The sequence below is a fragment of the Intestinimonas sp. MSJ-38 genome (genome assembly GCF_018917925.1).
In the GTDB taxonomy this organism is placed as follows: Bacteria; Bacillota; Clostridia; order Oscillospirales; family Butyricicoccaceae; genus Pseudobutyricicoccus.
In genome coordinates this window covers 77,611-95,618 of record NZ_JAHLPO010000008.1, presented here as the reverse complement: position 1 = coordinate 95,618, position 18,008 = coordinate 77,611, and the positions used below count along the sequence as shown (strand labels likewise).

Sequence of the window (18,008 nt, the reverse complement as noted above, 5' to 3'; positions counted from 1 at the left end):
ATGGGACGATCGGAAGAACTGTTTGAACAGGCAAAACAAGTGATGCCCGGCGGCGTCAACAGCCCAGTGCGGGCCTTCAACGCCGTGGGCGGTGCGCCCCGGTTTATCAAAAGCGGCCGCGGGGCCCGCATCACCGACGAAGACAATGTAACCTACATCGACTTTGTGGGCTCCTGGGGTCCCATGATCCTGGGCCACCGGGACCCGGATGTGGAACAGGCCGTCATGGAAGCGGTGCAGGAAGGGCTGAGCTTTGGAGCTGCCACCCGCCGGGAAGTGGAGATGGCCCAGCTGATCTGCCGCCTGGTGCCGGGAATGGAAATGGTGCGCATGGTCAACAGCGGCACCGAGGCCGTAATGAGCGCCCTGCGCCTGGCCCGGGGCTATACCGGCCGGGAAAAGCTCATCAAGTTCGCTGGCTGCTACCACGGCCACAGCGACAGCATGCTGGTGAAGGCCGGCAGCGGCGCTTTGACCAACGGCAAACCGGACAGCGCCGGTGTCACCCGGGGCGCTGCCCAGGATACCTTGCTGGCCCAGTACAATGACCTCTCTTCGGTGGAGCAGCTGTTCCGGGAAAATCCCGGCGAGATCGCCGCCCTCATTGTGGAGCCGGTGGGCGCCAACATGGGCGTTGTGCCCCCTGCTCCCGGCTTTCTCCAGGGACTGCGGAAGCTGTGCGACGAAAACGGCGCACTGCTGATTTTTGACGAAGTGATCACCGGCTTCCGCCTGGCTCTGGGCGGCGCTCAGGAATACTACGGTGTGCAGGCCGACCTGGTCACCTATGGCAAGATCATCGGCGCCGGGATGCCGGTGGGCGCTTACGGCGGCAAAAAGGCCATCATGAGCCAGGTGTCTCCCCTGGGCAGTGTTTACCAGGCCGGCACTCTGTCGGGCAACCCGGTGGCCATGGCGGCCGGACTTTGCAATCTGCGGAAGCTGGAAAGCGATCCGTCTCTCTATGAGCGGCTGGAAAAGATGGGCGCTCATCTGGCCGATGGCCTGCGTCAGGCCCTGCCCGGATGCGCCGTCAATCAGGTGGGAAGCCTGGTGTGCGCCTTCTTTACCGAAGGCCCTGTCACCGATTTTGCTTCGGCTCAGACAAGCGACACCCACCGCTATGCCGCCTACTTCAGCCATATGCTGAAAAACGGCATCTACCTGGCTCCGGCTCAGTTCGAGGCCATGTTTGTCAGCGGTGCTCACACCATGGAAGATCTAGACCGGGCCATTGCAGCGGCCCGCACCTTCCAGGGCTAAAGCAAAAACAATAAAAAAAGAGACCCGATCGGGTCTCTTTTTTTATTCACTTTATCCCCCTAAGGGGAGGATGGCGTCACCGTGGTTCCCGGGTCCTGATTGTCATCGGGATCGGGAGGCTCCTCCGGATCGGGTGTCGTTTCCCCTCCTCCATCCGGATCAGGATCATCCGGATCGGTGGGATTGTTGGGATCATCCGGGTCCGTGGGATTATTGGGGTCATTGGGATCGGTAGGATTGTTGGGATCATTGGGATCGGGCTCCACCGGGGCATTGCCGTCATTTTCTGCATTGTGCAGAGTACAGGTGTGATTGGGCGAATCCGCTCCGCTGGCGGCGGGATAGCCGCTGGAATCACTGCCGGGAAGCACATAACCTCCGTCCGAAACCCGCACGCCGGAAACAGGGAAGCTGCGGTCCACACGAAGCATACCCACTGTCTTCACATCGGCCACCGGGCAATAGTCATTGGCCAGCTGGCCGGTCTGACTGTCGATCTGGGCGGCCACATGCATATCGCAGCTGGCGGTGGGCACATCCTCTGCCGCCACACGGGCCGAAATCACCCGACTGCCCCGGATATCGCTGCTGCAATATTCGGTGGGTTTGAGACCGCTGTCGGCGCAGACATACACCGTTTTCATGGCCGTCTTCCGGTCAAACTCAGCATTGGGCAGATCGGCGTGCACATCCTCCATCACATCTTTCCAGATGGCCAGGGCCGGGTTGGATTTCACGCCCTTGACCGCCTGGGGAGTATCGTAACCGAACCACACAGCGGCGGTGTAATAGGGGGTCATGCCCACAAACCAACGGTCGTAATCATCGTCGGTGGTACCGGTTTTGCCTGCGGTTTCGATGCCCTGGATCTTGGCCCGGGCACCGGTGCCCTGCGGACCGGTGACCACATTCACCAGCAGATCCAGCATATAGTCGGCGGTTTTCTGGCTCATGGCCTCCACCGTCTCGCCGGTGTTGTCCAGAATCACATTGCCCTGGGAGTCATAAACCTTGGTATAGACCTTGGGCTCGTTGTAATAGCCATAGTTGCCGAAAGCGGCATAGGCGGCGGTCATATCCAGCACGGAAACGCCGTCAGTCAGGCCGCCCAGAGCCAGAGGCGCCAGGCCCTTGTCGGACACGGTACGGGTGTTGCCCTTTTTATCGGTGACGGTGCGTCCCTCCTCCAAGGGCAGGCCCAGCTTCTCTGTGGCAAAATCAAAGGAAGCATCCGCACCCATCTGCTGGATCAGATCCACAGGGATGGTGTTGTTGGAAACCTCGATGGCCTTTTTCACCGTCATGCGGCCTTGCCATACGCCGCCGTTGGTGGAGTTTTTGGGCCAGCCGGAACTCTTGATAGAGAAGTCCTGGGGCACATCGTCCAGCACAGAGGCCGGGGTGATGAGCCCCATCTCCAGGGCCGGGGCATAAACGCTCACCGGTTTGATGGAAGAACCGGGAGAACGGGTGGTTCGGGTGGCCCGGTTGAGCACCAGGTTACCCTCCTTCTCGCCTCGTCCACCATAAAGGGCTTTTACTTCGCCGGTGTGCTGATCCATGATCACCATGGCGCATTGAGGCATGGTGCCGTCCTTGCCCAGCACGCCGGGTAAGTTGTCCTCATTCTGGAACACAGCATCCATCTTGGCCTGGATCGCTGGGTCGATGGTGCTGACAATGCGCAAGCCGCCGGTGTAGACCATCTGACGGGCCACCGTCTGGCTGTAGCCCTTTTTCTCCATCAGATCCTCCACCACACTAGTGAAGACCTCGTCCACAAAGTAGGACCAGACTTCCTCGTCTTCCTCTTCCTCTGTGGGCTCATAGAGCACCAGCTCCTGGGCCTGGGCCTCTTCCATCTCAGCCTTTGAGATGGAGCCGTATTTGTACATCTGCTCCAGCACCAGGTCCCGCCGCTCCTTGTTGAATTCGGGAAAGCGCACCGGGTCATACTTATAGGGGTTTTTGGTGATGCCCGCAATGGCGGCACATTCCACCAGCGTCAGCTGGGAGGGCTCCTTGCCAAAATAGGTCTGGGCCGCTGCTTTGACGCCATAGGCGTTCTGCCCCAGGTAGATGGTGTTGAGGTAAAACTCCAGGATATCATCCTTTTCGTATTTATCCTCCAGCTCCAGAGCCCGCATGATTTCTGTGATCTTCCGCTTCACCGAAGTCTCGTCGTCGCCGGTGATGTTTTTGATCAGCTGCTGGGTGATGGTGGAGCCGCCGCCGAAGTTGTCCCGGAAGGGCACAATGTAGTTGAGGGCCGCGCCGATGGAGCGTTTCCAGTCCACGCCGCCATGCTCATAAAAGCGGTTGTCCTCAATGGCCACGAAGGCCTGCTGGAGTTGGGGTGATATCTCATCCATATCGGCCCAGATCCGGTTTTCGCTGCCGTGGAGTTCCTCCAGCACCTGCTCGTTGCCCTCACTGTCGATATAGGTGACGAAACTGGTGAAATTCAGCCGGAAATCGTCCAGATTGATATCGATGGTGGGGTTGATATACTTGTTCACATACAGGGCGAAGGCCATGCCGCAGATGGCCACGGTGGTAATGGCAATGAGCACCGTGGACAGCAGCACAAAGGGAATGGGACGCATGCCGAACAAACGGCGCTTTTTCCGTTTTTTCCGCTTTTTGCGCTGATTTTCCTGGGGTGCGCCTTCATTGGGGGTGAGTTGCTTATCCAAAGATCCGTTCTCCTTTCGCCGGGGTGTGGGAGAAAGGCCCTGAGGCCTTCCCGGGTATCTTTCTGATTGAGACGAATGCGCAGGGGCATTTGTTCCCTGCCCCAAGTACAATAATCGGTTTACATTATAACATAGATTCGGGAAAAAATCCAAAACTTTTGTATAAAGGCCCCCATTCATGGAAAAAATAAGCAGCAGACAAACCGGAAAGGTGGAATCACGATGACCGCTGCCAAAAGCCGTTTTTTTATCCTGGGGGGTCTGGTCTCGGTCTCCCTGGCCATGGGGATGGCCGCCCTCGTTTCTTCCCGTCCCGAAGAGGCTTCCCCCCTCCAGACCGTCTCCCATCAAAGCCAGAAAGTGGAGGTACAGCCGGTGGAAAAGGCCCTGTATCAATATGTGGTGCGGGATTATCAGGGAAAAATCGCCGTCTATTCTTCTATGGAAGCCCAGACGCCTCAGTATGTCACCGATTTTGACACAGCCGTTCTTCCCCAGCAGGACCGGGAAATGCTGAAAGAGGGCATCGGCCTGCGCAACGAAGAAGAACTCCAGATGCTGCTGGAGGACTACGGCAGCTGAAGCCGGCATTTTTCGATAAAAGCCCCTGTTTTTATCGCCCTTTTCGATAGAACCCTCCCTTTGATTGACGGGGAAAAACCCGGCTGTTATAATGAAACCAGGAGACAGGGTCTTTGTCCCTGTCCGGATTTTTTTGAAACTGGAGGGTTCCCCAATGTATAAAGTCGATGCCCGGGGCGAAGCCTGCCCCAAGCCCGTCCTCATGACCAAGGCCGCCGTGCAGAACGGTGAAGAAGAGATCCAGACCCTGGTGGACAACCCCACCGCCGTGCAGAACCTGAGCCGTTTTGCCGCCAGTGTGGGCTATACCCATGAGAGCCAGGAGGACAACGGTGTTTATACCGTCACCCTGAAAAAGGACCCCAATGCCGATGTGCAGAAAGCTGAGGCCTATGAAGACCGTTCCTGGTCCATTTTCTGCACCGAAAACCGCATCGGTTCCGCCGACAATGAGCTGGGCCGCAACCTGATCAATATGTATTTCTACACCCTGACCCAGATGGACACCCCTCCCTCTGTCATTGCCTTTATGAACGAAGGCGTCATGCTGCCCTGTGAAAACGAGCAGATCGTGGAGAGCCTGAAAACACTGATGGAGAAGGGCACCCGGGTGCTGGTCTGCGGCACCTGCCTGAACTTCTTCGGCATCACCGACAAGCTCCAGTGCGGCACAGTGAGCAATATGTATGAAATTCTGGAAGCCGTCACCGCTTGCGGCAAGATGATGCGTGTCTGATGGAACGGACAGAATTTTATGTGATCTCCTTTGAAAACACCCATTCGGCCATGGAGGCCCAGAAGATCCTCCGGCCCCGCTATTCCATCACCGTCATCCCCACTCTGCGGGAAGTGTCCCAAAGCTGCGGCATCTCGGTGATGCTGCCCCCAATGGACCAGCAGGAGGCCATCGCCGCGGCCAACAGTCTGGGAATGGAAAAAGGGATGTTTCAGCTATATTTTGCCAAAGGAGACAAAAACCACCGCCAGGTGGAAGCCATTCAGATCTGACATAAAAAAGTCCTTGGGAAGCCAGACTTCCCAAGGACTTTTTTCGTCGATACCTTGCCAGGGCGCCATTTTTGATTTATGATAAATGAGGTTTGCTTTCATTTGAAAAAGAGAGGATTTTGGTTATGGATTTCAGTCTGCACGCACTGCTCATCGTCTGCCCATTGGTGTTCTTGTCCGGATTTGTGGATTCGGTGGCCGGAGGGGGCGGACTGATCTCCATCCCCGCCTATGTTTTCGCCGGCCTGCCCATGATCAATGCCTATGGCTGCAACAAGTTTTCCGCCGCTCTGGGCACTTGCGTCTCCTCCTTCAAATATTTCAAAAGCGGCAATGTGCATTTGAAAACCGCCTTATACAGCGCCGTGGGCGCCCTGATCGGCGCCTGGATGGGCTCTCAGCTGGCCATGGTGCTGGAAGACCGGGTGCTGCGGATGTGCCTGATGGTGATCCTGCCGGTGGCCGGCATCTTTATCCTCATCAACCGGAAGTTCGGGGAAAACGAGGACGAACACGACCAGGTAAAACTGCTCTATCCCAAGGCCTTTGTCATCGGCCTGTTTCTGGGGGCCTATGACGGCTTCTTCGGCCCTGGTACCGGCACCTTCCTTATCATCCTATTCTGCATGGTGCTGCGGCTTCCCATCGTCACAGCTTCCGGCAATGCCAAGCTGACCAACCTGGCTTCCAACATCGCCTCGGCGGTGGCCTACCTTCTGGGAGGCAAGGTGCTTTTCTGGCTGGCCGTACCCGCGGCCTGCTGCACCATCGCCGGAAATTACCTGGGTGCTCATCTGGCCATCAAAAATGGCGCCAAGTTCATCCGTCCCATCATTGCTTTGGTCATCGTGCTGCTGATGATCAAAGTGGTGAGCGAACTGTTTTAAGCCATGCTCATTTCCTATTCTCCCCAGCAGGCGGAGGCCCTCTCCTCCCTGCCCTGCCTATTCCAGCAGCTCCCTTGGGATCGCTGCCGGGGCATCGTTCACTGGGAGGGTGGCCTTCCCCGAGCCGCGGCTCTCTTTCCCTTTGTCCCCTTTCAGAAGCGAACGGCTCTTTGCCTCTTTGGTGAGGAAGGGGAACATTTTGCTCCCCTCATCGCCGCCGCTTTGGAACAGGCCAGAAGCTTGGGGCTGCGCCTGGTCACCACCGATCTGCCCTATGGCTCCCATCCTTTTGCCGAAAAAGGGGGACTTGTCCCCTGGTTCACCATCCGGCATATGGTTTACGAAGGGGAGCCTTTGCCTGAGCCTCTTTCCCCCATTCCCTATGAGGACCCATGGTACCGGGCCTATCAGGATCTGATCGCCCAGGCCTTTCTCCCCCTGCGCCGGGCCATGGATGTGCCGCCCCACCGGATGCTCCCTTCGGTGGAAGACCGGTTTTCCTGCGCCCAGCATCGCCGGGATATTTTCCTCTCCCTGAAAAACCGGCAGCTCATGGGAGCGGTCTCCCTGGATGAAAGCGGTCTGCTGAACAATCTGGCGGTATCTCCCGCCTTTCAGGGACAAGGGGTGGGGAAAGGCATTCTAGCTTTTGCCGTAAATCGTCTTTTGGCTCAAGGCCAGACCCCCACCCTGGAAGTGCTGGATTGGAACGAAAAAGCCGTCCGGCTCTATGAAAGCCAGGGGTTTGTCACCCGATCCCGCCGCAGCCTGTACCGGCGGGATCTGCCCCCCAAAAACTGATATATTGCAAAAGGCCCTGGACATTGCCCAGGGCCTTTGTTATTACGCAAAATCAAATCCCAGATACCATTCTTCCCCTGCGGGCACCGGCCGACCGGACACCATGGCAAAGGGCTCTTTCTCTCCGCCCAGGGCCTGGCTCCAGGGAGGCAGGCGCACCTGGGCCCTTTGACAGCCCAACATATCCATCAGACCGGCAAGGCAGCCTTCCAGCGCCTCCTCCGGTCCCAGCAGCTCCCGCACCTGCAGCCGGCCTTCTTCGTCGATTTCCGCCGCAGCACAGCACTGGGGAGCCTGAGGAAAGGAAAACAATCCCCCGCCCTCTCCTTGGGAGATCTGGCGCTGAAACTCCACCAGCCGCCCTCCCCACTCCATAAAGTTCCGGCCTTTCAAGGCCCTTCGTCGCAAGTCGACATAGCCATCGGCCCCGATGGGACGGGGAAACATATGGGCTTTTGGCAAACTCTTCCGTTCTTTTTCGGCAAAACGGATATAAAAGGCGGTCTCCGCCCCCAAGGCCTTGGCATAAAAGGGGTACAGCTCCGAAGTGTCCGGCACCACGGCCACGCAGTTCAGTTCCCCGTCTTTCAGCCGTTCCACCGCCCGTTTCAGCAAAGCGGTGGCCGCCCCCCGCCCCTGATAATGGGGCAGAGTGGCCAGGCCGTAAATACAGGCGGCTTTTTTTGTCGTTCCCGCCTGGGTATGCAATGTACCGGGAAGCAGGGTCATCATAGCGCACAGTGTTTCTTCCCAAAAACCCAGCTCCACTTGCTGCGGGGAAAAGGCAAAGGTTTCGTAGACCTCCCAAAAGTCCTTGGAATCCCCAAAACACTCCTGCCACAAAGGCCGCAGACGCGGCCCTTCCCCGGCCCGGGCCGGGCGGAAACGGAGATCATCCATTGTGGCGCTTCTCCTTCTTCCGATCCCGCAGAGTGAACAAGACAAAGAGCAGAAGCAATACGCCCACGCCCAACCCCAGGGTCATGACGCCTTTCTCCACTCCAAGCAGCAGCACGGCGGCAAAGATCATGGGGCCCACCGTCTGGGCAATGCTTTCCACAGCACTGTTGATGCCCATGGCTTTGCCCGAACCGTAAACCCGCACCTCCGGCAGGGCGCTGAAATACACCGCCTGCATGGAAAGGCCGAAGCTATCGGCCACCGCCAGAAGGAGGATAATGACAAAGCAGAACTCCACGGTGGGATACAGAGCAAAGAGCAGGAAAGCGGCCACATAAATCCCGGTGGCCAAGATCAAACCGCCCCGGGCTCCCAGCTTCTCGGTGACGACCTTTGTGAGAGTGGGTCCCAAGTAGATGGCCACCACGCCGGAGATCAGGAAGGCCTGGGCCACAAAGGAGGCACTGAGCCCGTTTTCATCTCCGAAAATGGGGAAGAAATAGCTGAGGAAGGAAGCGCAGATCAGATAGGGTGTGAGCATGAACAGGAAGAAGAAGAACACCCGGGGTTTGAACAGGAAAGCCCATGTGGATATTCCTTTTTCTTCCTCTTCCGTCTCGCCGCCCACGGACTGCTTGTGCAGGCAGAAAATAGCCAGCAGCAGAGCCACCGCCGTAACCACCACGGCGATATAGAACACATTCCGGTAGCCGAACTGTTCGGCCGCCAGGGAGCCCACCACCGTACCGCAGTTGACGCCGGAGAGATAGGCGGCGTTATAGCCGGAGAAACCCCGGTTCCGCTGCTCTTCTTCCCCATAGTTGCTGATAAAGGTGTTGAGGGCCACCAGCACCAGGCCTTCGCCCACGCCCAGCACCACGCTGGCCCCGATGAGGAAGCGCAGATCAGGAGCGGCGCCGCACAGTCCCAAGCCGCCCATAAAGAGCACGCTGCCCACGGCGATCAGGGGCTTTGTTCCTATTTTGTCCACCAAAAATCCGCCCAGGAAGGAAAAGATCGCGGTGACCAGAACTTCGGCCGACAAGGGGATGGCCGAAGCCACCACCTTCTGGATGCCCATGGAGCTATCCCACAGCCCCATGCCATACACCGGCAAAAAGGCGGTGGACATATTTCCTGCAAAGAAGATCAGGAAGGCGATGGGGCGTACAATGCCCACATCCCGCAGCAGATGCTGCCGTTTTTCCTGCCGGTTGCGGCGCAGGGCCGAGAAAAACACCGTGCTTTCGGAAAAGAGCAGCACACAGGTGACCACCACCATGAGCACGGTGAGCAAAGTCTCCCGGATCAGGGCCTGATTGCTGGCGGTAAAGGCATACAGGTCGGTGCCCACCTCAATGAGTCCCACCACTTCGCCGTTCTCATCGGTGATGGGGGCCAGGGTAAAGGCATAGTGTCCATCGGCACTGGAAAAAGCCGAGAACTGCTTCAGCTGGCCTGTTTCATAGATCTCCGCTTCGTGAGAACCTTCAAACACACCGCTCATGGGATAGAGCACATTGTTCAGGCCTTCGTCGGAATAGACGATGCAGATCACTCCATCCTTTTCCCGATAGAGGGTGCAGTAAGCTCCATCCTCGTTGATATCGCTGTCCATGATCTCCTGCACCGACTCGTCGATGCGCTGGTACGCCGGAGAGTCATAGGTCTGGGGCGAATCCAGGCTGGCAATGTCTTCGGCATCCAGATCCCGGGCCATGAGCACCGCCATGTTGGTCATCTTGCTGATTCGCTCCTGGATATAACGGTCATTCAGGTTCCCCACCACCACTGTGGCGGTGACGGCCGCGCCCAGCACAGCCGCCACGATAACCGCCAGATGGATGCGGCTTTTGGGCGTGATCCGGCTCAGCCAGCCGGCCCGCAGAACATAGGCCAGGCATAGAACGGCCAGCACCACCAGCAACACAATGGCCCCGCAGGCTGCATAGCCCCACAGTCGTACAGGAAGGGCTTTGGATGCCTCTGCCGTGTTGAGCAGCACCTGTCCTTCTGCATCCTTCACATAGATGTAATAGTCATAGGTGTAGTCATCGATGGTCTCATCGAAATAGTACTCGCAATAAATAGCAGCCAGATTTTCTTCCGGCGTCAGGGTGACAAAGGAATAGATGGGCAGTTTGTTGAAAGCCTCCGGCTTTTCCGCCATAGGCTCTCCCTGTCCCACGGCAGTCTCCACTTGTCCCTCCGGGGTAATACGGCGGATCTCCCGTTTTCCTAGGTCGTTGAAATAGATGCTGCCGTCTGCGGCACACACCAGGTTTGATGCGATGCTGCTTTCTTCCCCGCTGGCCACAGGATCGTACAAAAGGGTGTGACTCCCCTCTTCCGAGGCCTGGTACAAAGCACCGTATTTGTCGGTGAAATACACCGTTCCCTCCGGGGAAACGGCGGCATACATCACCTTCCGCCAGGCATCTTCACAGGGATAAAACCCCGCTTCTGTCTGCTCGCCGGTGTCCTTATCCAAGGTGCACAGTCTCAGGCCTCCTTGCTCTATCTGGACAAACCAAAGCTTTCCATCCCGCCACCGCAGGTCCTGAATGCGCACCCGGTTGTCTCCCTGGGTGCTCTCCCGAGGCAGTTCATACAGATAATCCACAAAGCCCCCGTTTTTATCATAAACGGCGATGCGTTCGCTTTGGATGTCTTTTCCGTTTTCCCCCAGGATCTTGTCGCTGATGTACAGGTTCCCCTCTTCATCGGCGGCCAGGCTCTGGGCATAGTAAAACCCCTGGCTCTGCTGGCCTCCGGAAAGAGTGCGGAGATACTGGTCCTCCTCATTGAGCACCAGAATACTGGTGCTGCCTTCGGCGATGATATACTTTTTCCCATCCGGGCCGAACAACACCGCCGTAGGATCGCTGATATAGACCGAATCCGTCCGGGGATCGGCCTGGAGCGCGCTCCACCCCGCCGCCAGCACCAGCAGGCACACAAGGGCCAGCAGTCCCAGAAAAAGCAGTCGATGTTTTTTCCACAATGCTTTCATATTTTCACTCCTTCGGCGGCCTTCTCAGGGCCTTATGGTCACGGTGTATTTATCCACCAGCCTGCTGGGACGGTAATGAAGTTTGTTTTCCCGCAGGCCTGCAAGGCCCATGTCCTCACACCAGTTGAGCTGCGGCGGATGGCCGGGCAAAAGGACACAGCGATAGCTGATATAATAAGTAAGCCCCCGCAGATTGACGGCATTTTTCTGGAAGGAATAGCAAGCGCAGTTCCCCAAAGTTTCCCCCAGGGCAAAGGCCATGGGTTCCTCTTCTATGTACACCAGTCCGCCATAATAGCGGCCTTCTTCCCAGATGTTTTCCAGCCGTGCAAAGGCCTGGCGCTCGCAGCCAAAAAAGCAGCTTTTGCAGTCTCTATCCTGGCACCACCGGTCAAAAACCTGGAGCATTGGATGAAAAAGCTCCTGACGCAGCGGTTCAAAGTGGACACCGTCGATTCCTTCCACCAGTTTCAGTTCCCGGCGGCGGGACTTGTTCGCCCCTCCTTCCAGAAGGGTGAAGTCCGCCACATCGTACACATAATCGCTCCAATCCCGATGGGTGGATACTTCTGTGGGCACACCAAGCCCTTTATAGAGCGGCAGCCATTCCTCGGGGATGTATTCGCAGATCAGGGAGTAGCCCCATCGCCCGAACAGCTCACGCAGCACATGGACGGCCGCCTCCAGCCTGCGGGAAGGCCCGGGCATCAAGATAACGGCAGGCACCTGTTCCAGAGTGATGTATACTACCGCCAGAGTGTCGCCTACCATTTTCCAGTAATAGTGGAACACCTCCTCCCAGGCCCAGAAGTTGGTGAAGGACAGGTCAAAAAAGACGCTCTCCCTGCTGTACTGGTCCACCATGGCCCGGTCTTCCAGCCGAAAAGGACGGAAGCCCTGCTTTTCTTTCATCCACTGGAGAAAGTCTTTCACCTTCCGGGGAAGGGACATTTCGTTTTTCTCCTCTTCCCATGGTTTTTTGCCGTCCAGTATCCATGCCGTTTCCAAAATATGCTCGCTCCTTACCCGATTTGTTTTTCATCCACAGGGATGAGCCGGCCTTCTTCCAGCCGATAGATCCGCTGGCATCCCCGCAAATCCTCCATCCGGGGAGACAGCACCACAAAGGTGCGGCCATCCGCTTGGGAGGGCAGAGTGCTTCCCAGCACAATGTCCCGGCCTGTTTCCCAGGCCACCCGGCTGCGCAGCGCAGCGCCGTTATATCGTCCCAGTTCTACGCCGCCATAGTAGATATTGCCACCGGTGGGCCGCTGCAATCCGGCGGCCAGACGGCAGAAGGTGGTTTTTCCCGCACCGGTACCGCCATAGATCCCCACCCGATCCCCAGGGTTCAGCCGCAGAGAAACTCCCTGCAGCACCGGCTGCGCCGAATCCGGATAGGAAAAGGTTACATCCTTCCACTCCATCACGCTGCCCAGAGAGGGAAGTGTCGCCTGACCGCCCGGTTTCTTTTTCGCCCGGGGCAGCAGAGACCGCAGCTCGCCTGCGGCCCGTCCGGCTCCCGTGGCCGACAACACCTGCTGCAAAGGCAGCGCGGCAAAGGGCAGATACAGCAACAGATTTTGCATCAGACGACCAGCCGAACGGCCATCCGATACCATCCAGGCCACCACCGGCAAAGCCAGCAGCAGCGCGATCCAGAACAATCCGCCGATGTGGTTCCATTTTTCCACAGGTTTCTTTTCCCCTGGGAACGGACGGCAAACGCCCAAGCGCCGATCATCGGCCCGGTGAAGGACCCATTGCCGCCGCTGCCGCTCTTCCTTGGCTCCCTTTTTCCGATTCCGGGCCAGGAAAAACACCAGAATGGCCACCAGGAACAGTGCCGCCATAGTCAGAAGGCTCCAGCCCCGTGTTTTCCCGTGGAAAAAGGGCAGGACCCACGCCAGCACACACAGGCTCCAAATTCCGGAGAAGATCCAACCGATCAGGTGACGGCTACTGTCCCGGAAATGGGCCAGACTTTCCGCCGTCTCTTCTCCGCCGCCGTCCCCTTCGTACAGACGCCGCAGCAGGGCCGGCAAAGCCAGAATGGCGCCTTTGTCCGCCGCCCGTTCTATGATGCGGCGAGTGGTGAACACCAGCAGCACCAAAAGGAGAAACACCCCTGTGAGCAAAAACCACAGTGCACCCAGATCGCCTCCATCGGCCAGCAGCATGACGCTGGACAAAGTCTGGCGGGTCAGATAGGCAAACAGCGCCCACAAAGCACCGCCCAAAAATCCCAGCAGCACCAGAAGCACCCCGGCCCGCAGGCTGAGGCCCTTGGCCAGCCGAAAAATCAAGCTGGCAAAAGACAGTTTTGCCTTGGGAAAATCCGCCGTGGCGCTATACACTCTTTGAAAGTTTCCCGGGTTCTTTTTCCCCAGATAGATCCGCTTCCCGGTGGCTTCGTCTTTGAAATAATACCGGCCCCAGCCATCGGGAAGCACGGCCCGGCTGATTCCCCCTTCATCCTCTACCAGGAAAGGCCCCACCGAAGTGCGGTACCAGTCCCCTTCCAGCAAAGTGGGGGTAAACAGCAGCTTTCCCTCCTGGTTCAGCTGTTCCACCGCCTGTTCCAGATCCTCTGCATCCTGGGAGAGGCTAGGAGTCGGCAGACGGAAATAATCAAGCAAACGGCAGATGCCGGGAAAATTCTCCACAGCCACCCGTTTTTCATCCCTTTGGCTCATTTCCATAGGCGTCCTCTTCCTCCTCCACAAATTCTCCCCGCTCCCGCAGGGTCATCCGGCCCTTTTCAATGCGGCAGGCGATGTCGCATTGACGCAGCAGCCCCCGGTCCTGTGTCAGCAGCACAATCCCGATTCCCTGCCGCCGCAGGCTGGAAAGCAGCTCTCCTTCGGTCTCCCGGGAAAGCCCACGGGTCAGGCCGGGGCAGATCAAAAAGGGCGTGCCCCGCACAAAAGCCCGCGCAAACTCCAGCAGCACCCGCTCTCCCCGGGACAGCTCCTGCACCGGCGTGTCGTACCCGTCCTTATGGCGGAGAATGCTCTCATGGAGCAAGGCCTGGGAAGCCGCTTCTGCCACCGCCTGGTCGGACACATCTTCTTTTTGTGCTGCAATATTTTCCCGCACGGTTCCCTGGGGAAAGGGCAAACTTTCCCCCAGCATCATCACATTCTGAAACACATCCTGGCTGTTTTCCTTGGCCATGTCCCGGCTGTCCAGGTACACCTCTCCCTGCACGGGAGACCCCAGTCCGGCCATCACCCGGGCCAGAGCCTGGCCCACCGGTTCCTGGGCCAGTACGCCCAGGGCCTCTCCCCGGCGGAGCGTGAAGGTCACTCCCCGCACCGGTGTATCCCAGCCCTCCGGCTGCACCGCAACATTCTGCAAGGTGAGAGACTGGGCCCGCCGGTCCTGATAGGCCCCTTCCAGGGGATTTTCCCGCGGAAAAGCCAAATGAATGGCCTCCCCGGCGGCTTTTTCCTCCATCCGGGCCGACAGGAGCTCGGGCAAAGCGCCCATGGCATTGGCTGCTCCGGCCGCCATGACCATGCACCCCAGCAGATCGGCTGTGTCACTGTGCCCCATGAGCATTCCCACAAGGCTGGCCCCAAAAACGAACAGCAGCAGCAAAGCCGCACTGAAATACCATCCTTCTCCCTTGATCACGCTCATTTTAAGAGCGGGAGAAGCCGCCGCCCGGCTCAGCCACCGGTGGCCCAGGGAGATATTTTCTCCCCGCAGCTTGGCTTCCTCCAGATGGGACAGATCTTCCTGGGCCAATGCCTGAACGGCAAATCCGTAGAGACAGCTTTTCTGTATTTCCCCATAGGCGCTGCGTACGCAGGCCACGCACACATCACTATACACCGCCGTCACCACAACGGCCGCTCCAAAAGCGCCCGCATCCTGTACGGCCATCCACAGAAGACAAAAACCACCAGCCAACAGCCGTGTCCAGGCCAGAATCTGCCGGGCCTGTGCCTGGGGAATGCCTTCATACCCCCGCACCCCTTGGAGCAGCCGGAAGGGATGCACCGGACGCAAACGGGCCGGGTCGATTTCTTCCATCTTCTCCTCCAGAATCAGGCGGCTCTCCCGTCTCTTTTTCTCCTGGCCCCGATGAACAAGCCAGGTCTGGAAGATCTCCGCTCCGCCCAGCGCCAGCAGCAGCCCTGCGATGAACAGGCACAATCCCACTCCGTGAACCTGCTGAGGCGCAGAAAGGCCCATAGCCAGACGACGGCACAAAATCGCCAGCAGACCATACCCTGCGGCGATAAACAACTGAATCACTCCCAGCAGCGCCCATGCCGCCGGAGGCAGCATCCCTTTAAGGCCGCCTTCCTCTTTTTCTGCCTTTTTCCGGGCAGGCCTCTGAACAGCTGAGGGCTTTTTGTCTTTTTCCCCGTCGCTGTCGCCGCCAGAGGATTCCGGCGTTCCTTCCCCAGGCAGAGCAAAACACAGGGCCACACCGGTGAAGCCCTGCTGAAATTCCTTCCGGGACAGGGTGAGGAAGCCCTCCTCCGGGCTGGAGATCCACACCCTGTTCCCTTTCACTTTGGTCACCACCACAAAGGCGCGGAAACGCCAATGGGCAATAAGGGGCAGAGGAGCTTTTTCCACCTCCTCCACCGTCATGCGCAATCCCCGGGCCGCCAGGCCCTGCTCCTGAGCGGCGGACACCAATTCCGCAGCGTTGTGGATGGGGCCACCCAGCTCCTCCATGGTGACTGTTTTCCCAAAGCAGGCCAGGATCATGGCCAGGGCCGCTTTTCCGTTTTCCTCTGGGGAGGTCTGGAGCACCAGCTCCTCCTGCCCCATCAGCCGGCTGTTTTTCACCACATCACCTTCCTTCTCAGGATCTGAGGAACTGCCAGGGGGTCATCTCTTCCACCACCACATCCATCTCGCAGAGCATCCCCGTGTCGATGGCAATGCTGCCGCCTTCGGCCCGGGCCCAGGCTCCTGTGCTGCCTTCGGTCCCGCCTACCAGCGTGATGCGCACTTCCACAATGTTCTCATTCTGGGGAATGATCTGGCTGGTGTAAAACCGGCCCAGGGTCTGGCTGATATCGGTTTCGGTGATGGGGTAATCGTAGATATTGCTCACCATGCCCTGGACATAGCCATAGCTTTCGGTATCCGAAGTGTTGGGGTAGACCCGCACTTCCATGCCCTTCTGAATGGACTGGGCCACGGTGGAGGGAACATACGCCCGGATCTCGGTTTCATTGGTGGTGGAATCGGCATTGGTGACCCCCACGATCAGGTCTCCCGCCTCCACAGCGCTTCCCTCCTGCACCAGATCCACCACCCGGCCGGACACCGGGGTATAGATCATGGAAGCCGTCTGATATTCTTCATACAAAGTGTCCAGCCGGGCCTGATCCCCCTGCTGACGGGCCTGCTCTATCCGCTCCAGCAGTTCCTGCTGGGGGATGATGGCAATCAGGTCTCCGGCCTTCACCTCTTCTCCCACTTCCACCTGGAGATAGGACACAATACCGGAAACCTGACTGTTCACCTGTTTGATGCCATAATGGGGAAAAACGATGCCGGTGACCTCAACGCTACGGGTGACCGTACCAAAAAAGCACCAGACCACCGCACCCACTGCGGCGATGAGCAGGCAAAGCCCTGCCAGAAAAGCCGCCGGCGGCGCCACGGAAAAACGGCCTGCCGCCGGAGCACGGTCTTCCCGGCGGGGAGAACGGATGAAAATTTGCTGACGATCCATGGCGCTCACTCCTCTATATAACTGAACATACCGTCTTTGGACACCATGATCCGGGGCGTACGGCCGGTGAGCCGTCCCTGATCATCAAAGGTGATGGTGCCGCCGATGCCTTCATAGCCATCATTGCGCAAGGCCTGAGCAATATCCTCCGGATCGGTGCTGCCGATCCGCACAGCGGTATCCCCGATCATGCGCACCGAATCATACAGCTGAATGGCCCATTGTGTGGGCTCAGTGCCGTACTTTTCCCGGTAACGGGTGTGAAAATCGTCCACCTTTTCACTGGGCTCCAAGGGAATGGGCGTGGCGATGTAGATATCGTCGCTCACATCGGCATCGGTCAGCAGAAAGTCGGTGTAGTCAAAGGAAAAGTCACCCAGTATATTGATGTCGGGATTCATATGCCGCACCCGGCGGAGGATCTCAAAGGCATCTTCACCGATATACTGGCTGACAAACACCGTGTCCACCCCCAGGGCCTGCCACTTTTCCACCATGGCGGTCAGTTCGTCCTCCACAGGGGTGGTGATGGCCACATCCACCACCTGGGTGTTGGTGCCCTCCAAGCCCCGGAGAAATCCCCGCACCATGTTCCGTTCATAGCTGGTGTCGCTGTGATAGACGGCCACCCAGCGGATATCCTCCTGCTCAGCAGCATAGGAGGCAATGGCCTCCCCCAGGTCGCTTTCTCCGAAACAGTTGCGGAACACCGAAGTGTAGCCGTTTTCAAACAGACTGTCAGGGGCGCTGTAATAGGTGACCAGCAGCTTTCCGGCGCTGTCCAGCACATCGGCGGCCACATCCAGGATATTCAACGAGGAAGTGCCCACCACCGCCGTAATGGACGAATCGGCGCTGATCTGGTTCAAGGCCTCCATGCCCGTCTGGAACACCGAACCATCCTCGTAAAACTCATAGCTGATGGTGTAGCCTTCGTCTCCATAAAGCTCATTGAGATCCTCAATGGCCATGGTAATGCCGTTGATATAGCTGTCATCCGCCTCAAATACCACTTCGGTGTCCAAAATGGCGATCTTGATGTTTTTGTCTCCGCCGTCTGTGGCGGCCTCGGAGCTGCCGCACCCCGTCACCCCCATAAGGGTCAGAGCGCACAGTATCAGTGCCAAAAACCGTTTCATTTCTTCACC

General features: G+C 58.0%; 14 protein-coding genes. 6 read left to right on the top strand and 8 right to left on the bottom strand.

Annotated features, from left to right (window positions below; genetic code table 11):
* Positions 1 to 1,263 (top strand): glutamate-1-semialdehyde 2,1-aminomutase, encoded by a 1,263-nt coding sequence (hemL, locus tag KQI26_RS06915; RefSeq protein ID WP_216503854.1) that lies wholly within the window; start codon positions 1 to 3, stop codon positions 1,261 to 1,263.
* 59 nt (positions 1,264 to 1,322) lie between these two features.
* Here hemL and KQI26_RS06910 read toward each other — a convergent pair whose 3' ends face one another.
* Positions 1,323 to 3,959, bottom strand: coding sequence for a transglycosylase domain-containing protein (locus KQI26_RS06910; RefSeq protein WP_216503853.1), 2,637 nt, complete (start codon positions 3,957 to 3,959; stop codon positions 1,323 to 1,325).
* A gap of 222 nt (positions 3,960 to 4,181) precedes the next feature.
* Here KQI26_RS06910 and KQI26_RS06905 point away from each other — a divergent pair, with 222 nt between their 5' ends.
* The 5 genes from KQI26_RS06905 (at position 4,182) to KQI26_RS06885 (ending at position 7,237) form a co-directional block, all read left to right on the top strand.
* On the top strand, positions 4,182 to 4,541 hold the full coding sequence (locus KQI26_RS06905; protein ID WP_216503852.1) for a hypothetical protein: 360 nt from the start codon (positions 4,182 to 4,184) through the stop codon (positions 4,539 to 4,541).
* A gap of 154 nt (positions 4,542 to 4,695) precedes the next feature.
* On the top strand, positions 4,696 to 5,277 hold the full coding sequence (gene yedF, locus KQI26_RS06900; protein ID WP_216503851.1) for a sulfurtransferase-like selenium metabolism protein YedF: 582 nt from the start codon (positions 4,696 to 4,698) through the stop codon (positions 5,275 to 5,277).
* Positions 5,277 to 5,549 carry a DUF3343 domain-containing protein gene (locus KQI26_RS06895; RefSeq protein WP_216503850.1) on the top strand — a complete coding sequence of 91 codons (273 nt, stop codon included), beginning with the start codon at positions 5,277 to 5,279 and terminating at the stop codon, positions 5,547 to 5,549. Before yedF ends, KQI26_RS06895 begins: the two co-directional genes overlap by 1 nt.
* A 125-nt stretch (positions 5,550 to 5,674) precedes the next feature.
* Complete coding sequence (locus KQI26_RS06890) at positions 5,675 to 6,436, top strand: TSUP family transporter (RefSeq protein WP_216503849.1); 762 nt, start codon at positions 5,675 to 5,677, stop codon at positions 6,434 to 6,436.
* 3 nt (positions 6,437 to 6,439) lie between these two features.
* A complete protein-coding gene (locus KQI26_RS06885; protein ID WP_216503848.1) occupies positions 6,440 to 7,237 on the top strand; it encodes an N-acetyltransferase in 798 nt (265 codons plus the stop codon).
* A gap of 42 nt (positions 7,238 to 7,279) precedes the next feature.
* Here KQI26_RS06885 and KQI26_RS06880 read toward each other — a convergent pair whose 3' ends face one another.
* The 7 genes from KQI26_RS06880 to KQI26_RS06850 are packed head-to-tail and all read right to left on the bottom strand — an operon-like array spanning position 7,280 to position 17,999.
* The gene (locus tag KQI26_RS06880; RefSeq protein ID WP_216503847.1) at positions 7,280 to 8,137 is read right to left on the bottom strand and encodes a GNAT family N-acetyltransferase; all 858 of its coding nucleotides are present in this window, start codon (positions 8,135 to 8,137) and stop codon (positions 7,280 to 7,282) included.
* Positions 8,130 to 11,150, bottom strand: a complete 3,021-nt coding sequence (locus KQI26_RS06875; RefSeq protein WP_216503846.1) for an MFS transporter — start codon at positions 11,148 to 11,150, stop codon at positions 8,130 to 8,132. Before KQI26_RS06875 ends, KQI26_RS06880 begins: the two co-directional genes overlap by 8 nt.
* A gap of 24 nt (positions 11,151 to 11,174) precedes the next feature.
* Positions 11,175 to 12,158 carry a phosphatidylglycerol lysyltransferase domain-containing protein gene (locus KQI26_RS06870; RefSeq protein WP_216503845.1) on the bottom strand — a complete coding sequence of 328 codons (984 nt, stop codon included), beginning with the start codon at positions 12,156 to 12,158 and terminating at the stop codon, positions 11,175 to 11,177.
* Between the two features lie 14 nt (positions 12,159 to 12,172).
* The gene (locus KQI26_RS06865; RefSeq protein ID WP_216503844.1) at positions 12,173 to 13,852 is read right to left on the bottom strand and encodes an ABC transporter ATP-binding protein/permease; all 1,680 of its coding nucleotides are present in this window, start codon (positions 13,850 to 13,852) and stop codon (positions 12,173 to 12,175) included.
* Positions 13,830 to 15,965 (bottom strand): cysteine peptidase family C39 domain-containing protein, encoded by a 2,136-nt coding sequence (locus tag KQI26_RS06860; RefSeq protein WP_216503843.1) that lies wholly within the window; start codon positions 15,963 to 15,965, stop codon positions 13,830 to 13,832. The genes KQI26_RS06865 and KQI26_RS06860 overlap by 23 nt, the downstream gene beginning before the upstream one ends.
* A gap of 13 nt (positions 15,966 to 15,978) precedes the next feature.
* Positions 15,979 to 16,860, bottom strand: a complete 882-nt coding sequence (locus KQI26_RS06855; protein ID WP_216503842.1) for a biotin/lipoyl-binding protein — start codon at positions 16,858 to 16,860, stop codon at positions 15,979 to 15,981.
* A 5-nt stretch (positions 16,861 to 16,865) separates the two neighbouring features.
* Positions 16,866 to 17,999, bottom strand: a complete 1,134-nt coding sequence (locus KQI26_RS06850) for an ABC transporter substrate-binding protein (RefSeq protein WP_216503841.1) — start codon at positions 17,997 to 17,999, stop codon at positions 16,866 to 16,868.
* Positions 18,000 to 18,008 lie beyond the last annotated feature (9 nt).

What these genes read in the sequence shown, in the direction of transcription:
- hemL (WP_216503854.1), top strand. Translation starts at nt 1, where the DNA reads ATGGGACGATCGGAAGAACTGTTTGAACAGGCAAAACAAGTGATGCCC.
- KQI26_RS06905 (WP_216503852.1), top strand. Translation starts at nt 4,182, where the DNA reads ATGACCGCTGCCAAAAGCCGTTTTTTTATCCTGGGGGGTCTGGTCTCG.
- yedF (WP_216503851.1), top strand. Translation starts at nt 4,696, where the DNA reads ATGTATAAAGTCGATGCCCGGGGCGAAGCCTGCCCCAAGCCCGTCCTC.
- KQI26_RS06895 (WP_216503850.1), top strand. Translation starts at nt 5,277, where the DNA reads ATGGAACGGACAGAATTTTATGTGATCTCCTTTGAAAACACCCATTCG.
- KQI26_RS06890 (WP_216503849.1), top strand. Translation starts at nt 5,675, where the DNA reads ATGGATTTCAGTCTGCACGCACTGCTCATCGTCTGCCCATTGGTGTTC.
- KQI26_RS06885 (WP_216503848.1), top strand. Translation starts at nt 6,440, where the DNA reads ATGCTCATTTCCTATTCTCCCCAGCAGGCGGAGGCCCTCTCCTCCCTG.
- KQI26_RS06880 (WP_216503847.1), bottom strand. Translation starts at nt 8,137, where the DNA reads ATGGATGATCTCCGTTTCCGCCCGGCCCGGGCCGGGGAAGGGCCGCGT.
- KQI26_RS06875 (WP_216503846.1), bottom strand. Translation starts at nt 11,150, where the DNA reads ATGAAAGCATTGTGGAAAAAACATCGACTGCTTTTTCTGGGACTGCTG.
- KQI26_RS06865 (WP_216503844.1), bottom strand. Translation starts at nt 13,852, where the DNA reads ATGGAAATGAGCCAAAGGGATGAAAAACGGGTGGCTGTGGAGAATTTT.
- KQI26_RS06855 (WP_216503842.1), bottom strand. Translation starts at nt 16,860, where the DNA reads ATGGATCGTCAGCAAATTTTCATCCGTTCTCCCCGCCGGGAAGACCGT.
- KQI26_RS06850 (WP_216503841.1), bottom strand. Translation starts at nt 17,999, where the DNA reads ATGAAACGGTTTTTGGCACTGATACTGTGCGCTCTGACCCTTATGGGG.